Origin of the sequence: Deinococcus seoulensis, assembly GCF_014648115.1 — a bacterium.
In the GTDB taxonomy this organism is placed as follows: Bacteria; Deinococcota; Deinococci; order Deinococcales; family Deinococcaceae; genus Deinococcus; species Deinococcus seoulensis.
This window is the reverse complement of sequence record NZ_BMQM01000030.1, coordinates 16,344-29,287: the sequence shown is the minus strand read 5'-3', so window position 1 is coordinate 29,287 and position 12,944 is coordinate 16,344. Positions and strand designations below refer to the sequence as shown.

Sequence of the window (12,944 nt, the reverse complement as noted above, 5' to 3'; positions counted from 1 at the left end):
GACGGAATCCGTTTCAGGAGGTGCTGAGCGGGCGCTCCGGGTGCTGCGCAGGTAACGGCCCGTCCAGCAGGGCCGGGTCGTCCAGCAGGGCCTGCACCCGCGCGAAGTACTGCGCGACGTGCAGGCCGTCCATCAGGGCGTGGTTCACCTGCACGGACAGCGGCATCTGAGTGCGGCCCCCCTGCTGCACGAACTTCCCGGTCGTCAGGCGCGGAATCGAGTCGGGCGGCGACAGGTGCTGCGGATGCTGGATGGACGTGAAGTGCAGCCACGGCAGGCTCGACAGGTACAGCAGGTCGTCCTGCCCCGGCGTGATCGCCACGCTGGGCCGAGCAGCACTGTCGTTCAGGGCTTCCCGTGCGCCACGTAGGAACTCCGGGCCGCTGCGGTGGTACGGCAACGCGCAGAAATGGAACAGGTCACCGTCCGGATCGGCGTCCGTGACGGACGGGTGCACCACGTCATGCTCGACCACCTGATCGCCCCGGATACGCCACCGCATTGGCGTGAACTCGTTCGCCGCGCGGGCCAGCACGTACGTCGAGGCGACCATGAACGACACCTGCCGCTCGCGCACCAGGGCGCGCAGGGCCGTCACGTCCACGGTGGCCGTCACGTTGAAGTCCGGCTGGGTGTACCCGCGGAACAGGTCGAAGAGGGGACGGCGGGGCCAGTCGTTCAGGTCCAGAATGCGCACGCCCCGGAGGGTAGCGCACCCGCCGGGCGCAGGCACCACCGGCCCGGGGCGGGTCAGAAGAATTCGACCTCGGCGGCCACGTCGTCGTCCTGCACGGCCACGTACCGGCGGGTGGTGTCCACCGAGGCGTGCCCCAGGAACAGGCCCACGCGCGTGAAATCACGCGTGGCGGTGTACAGGCGCGTGCCGGAGTGCTTGCGGGCCGCGTGGAAGCCGCGCCACGCCTCGCCGTGCCCGGCGGCGCGGAACGCCTTGCGCATGCGGTACGTGGCCTGCGCGTACTTCCAGTCGAACAGGCGCCCGCCGTCGTCCACGGGCGGCAGGGTGTCCAGGGCGCTGCGGACCCGGCGGCCCAGCGGCACGCGCCGGACCTTGCTGCCCTTGCCGCGCACGGTCAGGCTGGCGCCGTGCAGGTCGGCGCGGCGGACGTCGAGTGCCTCGCTGACGCGCAGGCCGGCGTGCGCGCACAGCAGCAGCAGCGCCGCGAGGCGCGCGTCGCAGTGCGGGAGCACGGCGTCGATCTCGTGCATGTACGGCGGGTTCTTCACGATGCCCGGCGTGGGGTCCGGCGCGACATGCGCGTCCTGGAAGGGGTGCGCGTCGGTCGCGCCGGCCCACGACAGCGCGCGGTACAGGGCGCGCGCCCCGGCGACGTACCCGGCGGCGGTCGCGGCGGACAGGTGGCCGCTGCGGCCCCGGCCGAGGCTGGGGCGCGTCTGGAGGTGCGCGACGTACCGCCCGCCGTCGCGGCGGCCCGGGCGCAGGAGTTGCACGCCGCTGTCCTGCGCCCAGCGCACGAAGTCCCGGACGGCCAGCGCGTACGCTTCGAGGGTGCGGCGGCTGGTGCGTGCGCCCTTGCGGCTGGCGCTGGTCATGTAGGCGTGCGTGACCATGATCAGCATGTCGTCGTCGTAGGTGCTGGCCGCCTCGACCGCCCGGACCCGCAGGGCGCGGTCGTCGAGGCCCGCGATGGTGACGGCGTTACGCAGTTGTACCAGCGTCATGCGTGACCGCCGGGAGCGGGCGGGGTCCGGGACGGGTCGGGGGTCGGGGTGTTCACTGCGGGTCAGTGTAGCGGCGCACGGGGGCATGTTTCAAACCAAGTGCCATTAGTGTGAAAACGCCGCCGCGAATTCCCAGGTGAATTCCCCCTCCGGAATCCGCCGCGCACCCTTCACGGCCCTCCCGTGAGGTTAGCGTGAAAAGCGCGTGCTGGACGCAGGTTTCCGCTCCTGCATGCAGTCGGGGGCCGGAACGTCTATGCTCTGGCGGATGCACGGTGAGCAGATGCGGGAACGGGCGGCAGTCGACGGGCGTGAAGCGCCGGTCCGGTCGGGACGGGCGGCCGTCAGAGGACGGGCGTGACGCCCCTGCCGCCCCCGCTGGGGCACTGGGCAGCCGGAACGCCGCTGGAACCGGCGGGACGGTGGTCGTGGCGTGAGCCGCCGGCGGCATGGTTGACGCTGCTGGCGACCGGTGGGCGGGGCGTGCCGCAGCGGGCCGCGATCCTGCATGACCTGGGGTGGGCGGCGCTGCTGGCCGGGAACGTCGCGGCGGCCGCCGGGCAGTTCGAGGAGGGCATGGGGCTGGTGCGGGCGCAGCGTTCGGCGCGGCCGTGGCGGGGCGCGCTGCTGGTGGGACTGGCGACCGTGGACCGCGTGCAGGGGGCGTTCGAGGCGTCCCTGAGTCGCGCGCGGGAGGCGCTGGGCGGGCAGGTGGGTGCGGGCGTGGCGTTCGGGGCGCACCTGACGCTGGCGACCACGACGCGCGTGATGGGGGACCCGCTGGTGTCGGTCCGGCATCATTACGCGGCGCTGCGGTACGCGCCGTCACCGGAGGCGGCGGCGGACGTGCAGGCACTGCTGGACCTGGTGCATCCGGGGTCCGGGCGGCCGGACGAGGCGCTGCTGTCGCAGGGCGTGCAGCTCAGGCTGGCGCTGCAGGACGCCGAGTCGGTGCTGCGCTCCGGGTTGCGGGTGGGGTTGCTGCCGGACGCATCAGGGTTTCCGTTCGAGGTACTGGACGAGTCCCGCAGTGTGCCCCGGGTGCGCGCGGCGCTGGGCTGGCCGGAACCGCCGGGCACGCCAGGCGCGGCGCGACTCGTCACGCGCGGGCGGCTGGGTGTGCAGCGCGGGCTGACGTTCGTGCCGATGCGCGGTGAGGGCCGCAGCCTGGCGGTCCTGGCGTACCTGATCGAGCGGGGCGGCGCGCCGTGGCCGGTGGTGGCGGACGCGGTGCTCGGGGAGGGCACGCAGAAGGCGCTGTACGGTCAGGTACGGTATCACCTGTCACGCCTGCGGAGTCTGCTGGGCGACGCGGACGCGGTGCGGTTGCGCGGCGGGCGGTTGTCACTGGGGCCGCAGTGGGTGTGGTCGACGGACCTGCGCGGCGGGTCGGGGCCGTGCCTGCTGGACGGCCCACTGGACTGGCTGGAGATGGATGCGGATTAATCAGCGGGCGAGCTGCGTGATCCACTCGCCGTAGAGGTCCGTGAACGGGTCGGGGCCGGGGCCGTCCAGGTCGGTGGTGACGGTCCAGGCGGGGTCGAGGGTGACGGTGCGCTGCCGGGTGACGGTCAGGGTGTCGGTGCCGATCAGGTCGTGCAGGTCGTTCAGCGCGGCGCGGATGCGGGCAGGGCCGCGGGCGTCCCCGGCGGGCAGGTCGAGCAGCGCCCGGGCGAGCGTGTCGAGCGTGGCGGGGCCCTCATGGCAGAGGTACGCGGCGGTGGCGAGGGCCAGGGGGCGCGCGGCGGGCAGGGGGCGGCCGCACAGGAACGCGGTGGGGGCGCCGCGCGCGACGACGTGCAGCGCGGACGGTTGCCGCGCCGCGGGTTCCGGGAGGGGCAGTCCGGCGGCCCGGCCCCAGGCGTACAGGTCGGTCAGGACGGGCGCCTCGTCGAGCAGGACGTAGGGTTCGTTCGCGTCGGTGGCGGCCTGGAGGGTCTGGCGGGCCGCGTCGGTCCGTCCGGCGCGCAGGTCCTGCTGGGCGAGGTGCAGGCGGGCACGCCAGGCGTCGTAGGGCGCGGTGAGCGGCGCGAGGCGCTGCAGGGTGTCCCGGGCAGCCCCGGACTCCGGACCGCTGAGGTCGATCATGGCCAGGTAGAGGGCCTCGGTATCGTGGGCAGTGCCGTCTCCGGCGAGATTCAGGGCCCGCTGCTGGGCGTCCCTGGCAGCCGCGACCTGTCCGTCGAGACGCAGGGTGGTGGCCAGCACGTTCCAGGCGTACACGCCGGCGCGGTCGTCCCCGGCAAGTCGGGTGGCCCGCCGGGCGCGGCCGAGGGCGAGGTCGAACTGGCCGCAGGCGCGGGCGTGCAGTGCCAGGGCGCAGCGGAAGAGGTGACCGCGCCAGCGCAGGCCCTCGTGCCGGGCGCCGCGCGTCAGGGCGTGCCCTTCGTGCAGCGCGTCGAGGGCGTGATCGAGGTGCCCGCGGCGCAGGTACGTCCAGCCGAGGTTGTAGAGGGTCGCGGCGCGGTCCTCGGGGTCGGTGGCGTGCGCGAGCGCCTGATGGTACAGCCGGAAGCCTTCCTCGAAACGCTGGTCGCGCATCAGCATGACGGCCCAGTCGATGTACGCCGCGCCGCGCAGGGTCGGCCGGTCCGTCTCGGCGATGTGGGCGGCCTGTTCGATCCCGGCGTACGCCTCGTCCACGCGGCCCAGGTGGTGCAGGGCGTACGCCCGCTGCCGGGCGTGATGGAACGCGTCGGTGGTCGGCCGGGCATCCAGGAAGTCCAGTGCCTCCTGGTACTGCCCGGCGATGAGCAGCGCGTGCGCGTCGAGGTACTGCTGCAAGTCACTCATGATCGGAGCATCATGCCGCTTTTCAGGGCCGCCCGCACCCTGTCTCCCCTGCCCGTGCGGGCGGCAGGGTCACGCGGCGCAGCAGGACTGATACGGACTGCCGTTTGTTTCGTCAACAGATCGGAACACCACTGGACTGTCAACTCCACGTCCGGCGGCCGCCTCCTCTCCTACTCGCATCCGGTCGGACCCGGCGGCTTCATAAGCCATTCAATCGGAGTCCGTATGAGCCGCTGTGGGCTGGGTGGGGGCGGCGCCGGGCCGGGGTGTCACGCTGCCGTCGTCGCGGGCGTGGGCGTGGGTGGTCAGGGCCAGCAGGGTCAGTGCGAGCAGGGTCAGGGTGATGCGCGGGGGGTGCATGCGGGCCTCCGTGCGGGCCTGCCGGGTGAATGAACCGGCGGGCCGCAGTTGCATGCGCCTCATACGGATTCCGTTTGTTTCGCCGACAATCCGGAACTTCACCGGATTGCCGGCTCCACGTCCGGAACCCGTTAATCTCCTTCTCGCATCCGCTCGGATTGAACGGGCTTTGCAGCCCATTCAATCGGAGTCCGTATCAGGCCTGGAAACCCGCCCGGACGCCGTGACGACCAGCCGGTGTGGACTTGCAATAACTTCCAGATTTCGTGGCGGGCACCCTACCTTCAGGGAGTGACAGCCGCATGATTCACCCCAGCTCTCCCCCACCCACCGCCACTGAGGTGACCAGCACCGCCCCCGACCGCCCGGCCGCCCTCGACGCGCTCCTGACCACCGCGCTGCACACCCTCGCCCAGCAGACCGCTCCGGCCGACCCGACCCTGGCCGCCCGCATCCCCACCCACCTGCTGCAGGTCACGCGCGTCCTGCACGACGCGCCCGGCCCGGACGGGCACACCATCCGCGCGCAGGTGGCACTCCCGTACGGCGTGCTCGAACGCGCCGCCCTGCACACCCGCCCGGACCTCACGCTCACGCCCCTGCACCTCAGCGGCACGCCCGGCGCCGCCCGGCAGGCACTCGGACGCGCCCTGACCGACATCGGGTTCACGGTCACGTCCCTCCCGCACCCCGGCGCGCCCACCCTGCGCTGCGAAGGCTCAGCGCAGGCCCGCAACGCGCCCGGCGACACCACCTGCGTCGCCGCCGCGCACCTTCACCTCACCCTGAACGGACAGCCGGTCGTGACCCGCACCGCCGCCGGCAGCGGCCCGACCCCGCAGGCCGCCGCCAGCGCCGCCCTGACGCACGCCGCGAACCTCTGCGCGCACCCGCTCGTCCTGACCCTCCTGGAGACCCCGTGACCTACCTCACCCTGCCCCTCACCGACCTGCCCGGCATCCCGGACGGCACCCTGGTCCTCCTGACCGGCACCTACGCCCGCAGCGTCACCGGCGCCACGCTCCGCGACGGGAACGCCATCATCGAACTGTCCGGCGAGCCGTTCGACTGGAGTCCCCGGCACGACACCCGCCTGGACATCTGGGGACAGATCTGGAACGGCCCGGCGCCCCGCCTGATCGTCCACAACGCCCGCCTGCCCGGCGACGTCCGGCGCCACCCGCACACCTCCCCGACCGTGCCCGCCGGAACGACCCTAACCGTCACGGCCCGCGTGCAACGGGTCGGCGCGGACCTGCTGGCCGTCACCCCCGACCGGCACACGTACCTGCTGCGCGGCCACGACCTGCCCGACGGCTACCACCACCTGACCGGCACCCTGATCAACGAAACGCCGCCCCTCATGCACGTCACCAGCCACCACGACCTGAGCCGCGCCATGCTCCCCCCCACCGAGGTTCCCCATGATTAAACGCCCGCTGCTCCTGACCCTGCTCCTGCTCACCGCCTGTCAACAGCTGTCCGGCCCGCCCACGCCGGACTTCGACGTGCAGGCCCCCGCGCCCATCCGCGTGTGGCCCGGCGCGGACTCGACCGTGACGCTCCGCCTCGCCCGGACTGGCGGGCATGTGGCGCCCATCACGCTGACCGTCCAGAGCCCCCTGCCGGGCCTGAGCGCGTCGGTCACGAGCGCCGGGGAACAGGTGGAGGTCCACCTGCAGGCCAGAGGAGACCTTCCGCTGCAGGGGTACGTGCCGGTCGCGCTGACCGTCTCGGACGGCACCCTGACCCGCAACGTGCGCCTGCCGGTGGAGGTGGGCGACGTGATCGACCGGGAGCAGCGTCGCCTGAATGATCTGCGCCGCAGCGCCCACCTGCCCGGCGTGCCGTTCGACGTGCCGGGCAGCATGAACTGCTGGCTGCATGGCCGGTACGCGGTGCACAACAACGCCCGTGGCCACACCGAGGATCTATCCCTCCCGCACGCAACCCCTGAGGGCCGGGCCTGCGCGGAGCAGAGCAATGTGATGTGGTACGCGCCGACCCTGGACGAACTGCGCCGCAACACGGACCTGGTCGATGTTCTCATCGGCGCGCCCTTTCACGCCATGGGCATGCTGGACCGCGACCTGCGCGGCAGCGCCGTCGGCCTGTACGTCCACACCACGCCGCTGCCCGGCGGTTACTTCCCAGCGGGCGGCGCCGTCACGGTCAGCGACCGCCCCGGCAACAGTGCCCAGACCGTCCAGTACCCTGGCGACGGCGCCGTGACGGACCTGCTGAGTTATGGCGGTGGAGAGTGGCCGGACCCCCTGACGCCCTGCGCAGGATTCATCGGTACGACGGGCCTGCCCCTGTTCGTGATGACCATACCGGACACCGAGACCACGGCGACCCTCCCGAGCGTGCAGGTGGACGGCAAGGCCGTTCCAGCCTGCGCCTACGGCAGCGCCCAGTACGTGAACACCACCGATCCGCCCGGGAACTACACGGGCGGTCCGGTCAGCGCTCAGGAGATAGGGAGGCGTATCCTGAAAGGGCAGGGCGCCGTGATCGTGATCCCGCGCACGCCCCTCCCGGCGGGGTCCACCGTGCAGGCGGCCGTGACCGTGAATGGACAATTGCATGCGTGGAGCTTCACCACAGCGCAGCAGGGCAGCCTCCGCCCGCAGCATCTCCACCGCGAGCGCAGGCTGGACGGGGCAGAGCAGGAGTAAAACAGACCCCCGGTGGAGCCAGTACCGGCAGGCCATCGACACCGCCCGCGCCAACGGCACCAGGGTCTACGCCATCGGCCTTGACGCCCAGAACAACCTCGACTTCAGCGCCCTCGAAGACATCGCCGCCGCCACCGGCGGTCTGTTCCAGAAAGCCAACGACGACGCCGCACTCGACGGCTTCTTCGACCGCATGTACAACGCCTTCCGCGCGCAGGGCTGCGTGGAACTCGTGTTCACGCAGAAACCCGCCGCAGGCACCGAAGTCACCGGCACCCTGAACATCGTCATCAGCGCCGCCGACCGCAAACCCGCCACGGTCGAAGTGCCGTTCGCCTTCACCGTCCGCTGACCCCCACCTGAACCCCCGTGCCGGCCGCCACCGCAGGAGCGACCGGCACGCCCCCATTCCCGGCAAGGAAAGAACTGCCGGGTGCCGGTTCACCGGACCTCGCGTGAATGGGTGTCAGCGCGAGGACAGCGGGATGGGGGGAGTGGCGCCCCTCCTCGTAGAAAGCCTGGAGGGTGAGGCTCTGAGCGCCTTTGCCATTCCTTCAGTCGTGCCGTGTATGGGAGCGCCACTGTTGCCTGTCGTTGCTGGGAGATGAGCTGGGTGCTCGCCCAACCTGGGCAGCGAGACGGACCCGGACACGTTAGCCTGCGGCATGAAGCCTTTCCGGTTGCTTGGTGGGTTGCTGGTGTCCCTTGTGCTGTCCACGGGTGCGGCGCAGACGGTGGCGGACGTGCAGAAGTTGCCGCTGGTGCATGATCCGCTGGCCAAGACGCCCAGAGCGGCACTGAGCGCCGCTGATCAGCAGGCCGTGACCACCCTGGCCCGCACGCTGAACGCCCGGCCCGAAGTGCAGGACCTGAAGCGGAAGTGGCCGTACAGTCAGGGGGTCAGCCTGAAAACGGTGTTGTTCACGATCTCTGCACCGTTCCGGTCGGGCACGCCGGAACGCCTGACGGTGTTCAGTGTCTCGGAGGCCGAGCCGCCCGTGCTGCTGTTCGTCCTGAGCGGCGCGAAGGGCCTGACGGCCGATCTCGTGGAGCCAGCGATTGATACTGATGCCGAATCCTGCTGGGTCGGTCAGGGTTATTCGTTGCGCGATGTGGATCAGAACGGCCTGCGTGAAGTGGCGTTCACTCTTGATTGCACGCCTGGGGAAATGATGCTCACCGATCTGTACCTCTTCCGCTATGGTCCGGGGAGATGGGTTTTCTGGCAGGCTTTCCCGGTCAGTTCGTCGTACGGCGGCGGGTGGGAAGGTCACGAGGAGTCCATCAAGATCCATGTCCGGAAAGGCCCGTCGCCTCAGTTTTACGGTCTGCTGGACCGGCAGAAGTGGGCTGGTCCTCCCGAATTCGTTTCCAGAACTGAACCGACCAGGACGGTGGGGGTCATCAAATACGCGCCCGGCAGTGCGGATACGACGTGGCGGGTGCGTCACCTGTTCTAGAGCAGGTGCGCCAGTGACGACATTCACGGATTGACTGGCGGGTGGTGCGGGGGTGGGAGCATCTGGCCGGGTGTGCCGCTGCTGCGTCCGGCATCACGTGTTAGCGTTTTCGCATCTGACGGGCCTTCAGTGACTGTTCTCAACACGTCGGTGCGTGATTTCGCATTCTGGCTGTCGTTGGGAATGCGGCGCGCGTGGTTGCAGTGGACCTGATCCGGGCACTTGCGTCTGCTGGGCGGATGGTTCTGCCTGGGCTGCCGCCTGCATCTGCGCGTGCCGTTGTCGATCACCGGGAGCACGTCTGAAGGGGAAACATGAATGAAGTGGATGTCATCAGGTCTTTGTATGATTCGGTCAAATCGGGCAGACTTCATGGTCTGGCCAGTGAGGACGTCTACATCGACTATCACCCGAGCCTGAGCAGCATCTTTGCAGGCAGAGATGTTCAGAGGTTCAGCCTGCCATTACAGGGGTTCACCGTTCATCCAGATGTTGTCGGCAGGCTTTCGGATGGCGACTCTCTGTATGCGGTGGAGGCCAAGGGAAGTCATGATATCCTGAAGGGAATTGCTCAGGCGGAGGTGTATCAGTATGGTTTCCACGCGGTATTCTATGCGATTCCCAGATCTTCGCTCTCCCCTGTCGTGATCGAGCTCACCAGAAGGAAAAACATCGGCCTCATATGCGTGGATTCGGAGTGCGAGATGGTGCATCATCCAGTGTCCACGAATCCGGAGAAATCATACTCTGATAGGGTCAGACGTCAGTTCAATGCGGCGGTATCCGTGAAGTCTTCCAACAGTTTTCTGTACAATCTGCCCACGCATTATCTTTTCTGGGTATCCGTGATGGATTTTGGAGTTACGTACGGGCGGGTGTCCATGCAGAGTATGTATGCGGAATTCGGAAGTTCGGAGAGCGCAGGGTTTACCGGAGCGGCAGCCGGAGCGGTTCGCCTTGGCCTGATGCACAGGCAGGGGGACGAGTACACGCTGACCGAAATGGGATTTTCGGTGCAGATGGCATTGAAGGTGTCTATTGAGGACTGGCGGAATGTTCACGCTGCTCTCAGGCGGAAGCTTCTGATCGAAGTGTGGCCGCAGGCTGCGGGAATCCTGCGGATGCTCATGCTGCACGATGACAAATTGAATCTCCTGATCAATGGCATCAAGAGACTGCCGAAAAACGAACCGGTCAGTTACCTCGAAATCGTCAGGGAGTGCGACAGGTTGGATCACGATACTTCCATGATCTACTTCTTTAAACCCGAATCGAGCGGCTCTGTTCTGGGAGACGATTATCTGATCGACTGGGAGAAGGTTGACCTGAGCCATCTCAGGCCTTCGATCAACTATCAGACGAAAAGACTGATGCAGCATGCGGGATTTATACGAAAGTCGAATTTGAATGAGTCCATCTGGAACGTCTAGGCGTCCGTACCCAGGTGGAGGACGCGTTGGCGGCGACGTGGTGGGCCGTGACGTGATGGGCGGCTGAGCGGACGGGGTACGCCGGCGGGCTACCGGTCGGGCTGGGGGTCACCAGTTGTGCATGGAGTCCCGGAAGATCTGCGCGAGGTCGTCCGGGCCGGGCTGGCGGGGCGCGACGGCCAGCAGACGCTGCTGTTTCAGGGCGCCGTCGACCAGCGCGGGAATGTCGGTCTCGTCGTACCCGAGCGCGGCGACGCCGCTGGGGGCGCCCACGTCCCGCATCAGGTTCAGCAGGGCGTCTGGGAGGGCGTCCCGGTCGTCCGGGGCGTACGTCTGCCCGGTCAGGCAGGTCGCGGCGAACAGGTGCCGGGCGGGGTCCGCGTCGAACGTGAACCGGAACGCGGCGGGGGCGGTCACGATCACCGAGAAGCCGTGCGGAACGAACCGCTTCTCGCCGGGGTAGCCGGGGTGGCGGTAGGTGTGCCGCAGGCCCGCGATGGGGTACGCGCAGGCGTGCGGGATGTGCACGCCGGCCGAGCCGAAGCCCACGCCGGCCATGGTGGCGCTGAGCATCATGAACCCGCGCGCCTGCGTGTCCGGTTCGCCCCCGGTGCCGTGCACGGCGCGGCGCAGGTACTGCCCGCCGTAACGCAGGGCCTGCGCGGACCACAGGTCCGCGACCGGGTTGCTGCCCTGGTACGGGGGGCGGTCGTCGGGCGTGGCGGGGCGGTCGCGGGTGGTGTACGGGCGGCTGAGGTAACTCTCGGCGGCGTGGCAGACGACGTCCAGTCCGGCGGCGGCGGTCACGGCGGGCGGCGCGGTGCGGGTCAGGTCCGGGTCCACGATGGCCTGCGCGGGCCGCAGCGTGCGGTGGCTCAGGCCGGACTTGATGTTCAGGTGCGGCAGGTCCAGGATCGCCACGGTGGTCGCCTCTGACCCGCTGCCGGACGTGGTCGGGATGGCCAGCAGCGGCCGCAGCGGCGACGGGGGGCGCCGCCCGGCCCCGACCGGGACGTTCACGTAATCCATGATCTGCCCGCCGTGCGTGAACAGCAGGTTCGCGACCTTGGCGGTGTCGATGGCGCTGCCGCCCCCGATCGCCGCGAACGAGTCGGGGTTGGCGGCGCGGGCGGCCTGCACGGCGCGTTCCAGCGCCGCGAGGTCCGGTTCGGTGTCCACGTCCGTGAACTCGGTCAGGTGCAGTCCGGCGGCGCGCATGGCGGCCAAGACCGGGTCGGCGACGCCCAGGTGGCGAACGTGCGGGTCGATCACCACGAACACCCGCTGCGCGCCCAGTCGCCGCAGTTCCCACCCGGCGTCCAGCGCGGCGCCCTCCCCGAATTTCACGGGTGTGGCCTCGACCGTGAAGACCGTCTCGCGCTGCGTGTCTGTGGCGTGTGCGTCCTGCGTCATGTGCCCCTCCCGGCCCGGCAGGGCCGCGCCCAGCCGTGAGGCGGGCCGCGAACCCTGCGGTTCGTCGAATGTTCCCGGATGATCTGTGGCCGGAGTATGCCACACCCACCCGCGCCGCACCCGGCGCTGCGTCCGGCTGGGCATCCGGCTGGGCATCTGGGCGTGCGGGACGGCAAATACCCCTCTCCGGGCTGGGGCTGGAGAGGGATCGCGTGCAGGGGCCGTCCTGCGGGCTGTTTCAGCGGCCCAGCACTCAGCGGCCCAGTACGGCGGCCTGCGGGGGCGCGGGGTGCAGGACGCGGGGGGCGTTGGTGGCCAGCACGTAACTGCCCATGACGACCAGGAAGGCCGCGAAGCCGCGCCGCAGGGCGACGTTCGACACCCGGCCGTTCAGGCGTGAGCCGAGCAGGCTGCCGCCCACGCCGATCAGGCCGAAGGTCAGGATCAGCGGCCAGTGCAGTTGCTCGGCCGTGCCGGGCAGGCTGAGGTGCCGCGCGAACCCGGTGGCGCTGTTCATGGTGATGATGACCAGACTGGTGCCCACCGCGAGGTTCATGGGCAGGCCGCCCAGCAGCACCAGCGCCGGGATGATCAGGAACCCGCCGCCCACGCCGACCACGCCGGTCAGGACGCCCACGCCCAGGCCCTGCGCGGCCGTCATCAGCGGGGACTGCTCACCGGAAGGCTGTTCCCCGGAAGACTGGCCCCCGGAGGGTTGGTCCGTGCGGGTGGGGGGCGGGCGGAACATCAGCGTGGCCGAGAGCAGCATCACGGCGGCGAACAGCGTGAGTTGCGCCGCGCCGCTCAGGTGGGCGCTCAGGGCGGTACCCAGGGCCGTGCCGAGCATGCCGGGCAGGCCGAACAGCAGCACGCGGCGCACGTCGATGGCGCGGCGCAGCGCGTACGGCACGGCGCTGAACAGGCTGATCAGGCCCACGATGGCGAGGCTCTCCGTGACGGCCAGCTTCTCGGGTTCACCCGCGAGGTACACCAGGACGGGCACGGTCAGGATGCTGCCGCCCGAGCCGAGCAGGCCCAGCGACAGGCCGATCAGAACCGCGCCGATCAGGGCCATGCTCATGCGGGCGCCCGCAGCGGGCGGGTGGGGC

Annotated in this window: 13 protein-coding genes; 7 read left to right on the top strand and 6 right to left on the bottom strand. The window is 69.9% G+C overall.

What is annotated here, in order from left to right; translation table 11 throughout:
- Positions 1-13: 13 nt before the first annotated feature.
- Positions 14-697: a chloramphenicol acetyltransferase gene (locus IEY70_RS16910; protein ID WP_189066207.1), complete on the bottom strand. Its 684-nt coding sequence runs from the start codon at positions 695-697 to the stop codon at positions 14-16.
- Positions 698-750: 53 nt separating this feature from the next.
- Positions 751-1,701, bottom strand: coding sequence for a tyrosine-type recombinase/integrase (locus IEY70_RS16905; RefSeq protein WP_189066206.1), 951 nt, complete (start codon positions 1,699-1,701; stop codon positions 751-753).
- A 357-nt stretch (positions 1,702-2,058) separates the two neighbouring features.
- Between IEY70_RS16905 and IEY70_RS16900 the strand changes: the two genes are divergently transcribed.
- The gene (locus IEY70_RS16900) at positions 2,059-3,147 is read left to right on the top strand and encodes a hypothetical protein (RefSeq protein ID WP_189066205.1); all 1,089 of its coding nucleotides are present in this window, start codon (positions 2,059-2,061) and stop codon (positions 3,145-3,147) included.
- Here IEY70_RS16900 and IEY70_RS16895 read toward each other — a convergent pair whose 3' ends face one another.
- Entirely contained in the window at positions 3,148-4,494 is a 1,347-nt protein-coding gene (locus IEY70_RS16895) for a tetratricopeptide repeat protein (protein ID WP_189066204.1), read from the bottom strand. It abuts the gene before it with no gap.
- A gap of 210 nt (positions 4,495-4,704) precedes the next feature.
- The gene (locus IEY70_RS16890) at positions 4,705-4,854 is read right to left on the bottom strand and encodes a hypothetical protein (RefSeq protein ID WP_189066203.1); all 150 of its coding nucleotides are present in this window, start codon (positions 4,852-4,854) and stop codon (positions 4,705-4,707) included.
- Positions 4,855-5,156: 302 nt separating this feature from the next.
- On the opposite strand from IEY70_RS16890, the gene IEY70_RS16885 reads away from it, so the two are divergent.
- From IEY70_RS16885 to IEY70_RS16860, 6 genes are all read left to right on the top strand, one after another.
- The gene (locus IEY70_RS16885; RefSeq protein ID WP_189066202.1) at positions 5,157-5,777 is read left to right on the top strand and encodes a hypothetical protein; all 621 of its coding nucleotides are present in this window, start codon (positions 5,157-5,159) and stop codon (positions 5,775-5,777) included.
- Positions 5,774-6,286 (top strand): hypothetical protein, encoded by a 513-nt coding sequence (locus IEY70_RS16880; protein WP_189066201.1) that lies wholly within the window; start codon positions 5,774-5,776, stop codon positions 6,284-6,286. The genes IEY70_RS16885 and IEY70_RS16880 overlap by 4 nt, the downstream gene beginning before the upstream one ends.
- Positions 6,279-7,532 (top strand): hypothetical protein, encoded by a 1,254-nt coding sequence (locus IEY70_RS16875; RefSeq protein ID WP_189066200.1) that lies wholly within the window; start codon positions 6,279-6,281, stop codon positions 7,530-7,532. Before IEY70_RS16880 ends, IEY70_RS16875 begins: the two co-directional genes overlap by 8 nt.
- Positions 7,441-7,884 carry a vWA domain-containing protein gene (locus tag IEY70_RS16870; protein WP_189066199.1) on the top strand — a complete coding sequence of 148 codons (444 nt, stop codon included), beginning with the start codon at positions 7,441-7,443 and terminating at the stop codon, positions 7,882-7,884. The genes IEY70_RS16875 and IEY70_RS16870 overlap by 92 nt, the downstream gene beginning before the upstream one ends.
- A 313-nt stretch (positions 7,885-8,197) precedes the next feature.
- Positions 8,198-8,992, top strand: coding sequence for a hypothetical protein (locus IEY70_RS16865; RefSeq protein WP_189066198.1), 795 nt, complete (start codon positions 8,198-8,200; stop codon positions 8,990-8,992).
- Between the two features lie 314 nt (positions 8,993-9,306).
- Complete coding sequence (locus IEY70_RS16860) at positions 9,307-10,422, top strand: hypothetical protein (RefSeq protein WP_189066197.1); 1,116 nt, start codon at positions 9,307-9,309, stop codon at positions 10,420-10,422.
- A gap of 108 nt (positions 10,423-10,530) precedes the next feature.
- On the opposite strand, the gene IEY70_RS16855 is transcribed toward IEY70_RS16860, so the two are convergent.
- Positions 10,531-11,835 carry a hydroxyacid-oxoacid transhydrogenase gene (locus IEY70_RS16855; protein ID WP_189066196.1) on the bottom strand — a complete coding sequence of 435 codons (1,305 nt, stop codon included), beginning with the start codon at positions 11,833-11,835 and terminating at the stop codon, positions 10,531-10,533.
- A gap of 253 nt (positions 11,836-12,088) precedes the next feature.
- A complete protein-coding gene (locus IEY70_RS16850) occupies positions 12,089-12,916 on the bottom strand; it encodes a sulfite exporter TauE/SafE family protein (protein ID WP_189066195.1) in 828 nt (275 codons plus the stop codon).
- Between the last annotated feature and the right edge of the window lie 28 nt (positions 12,917-12,944).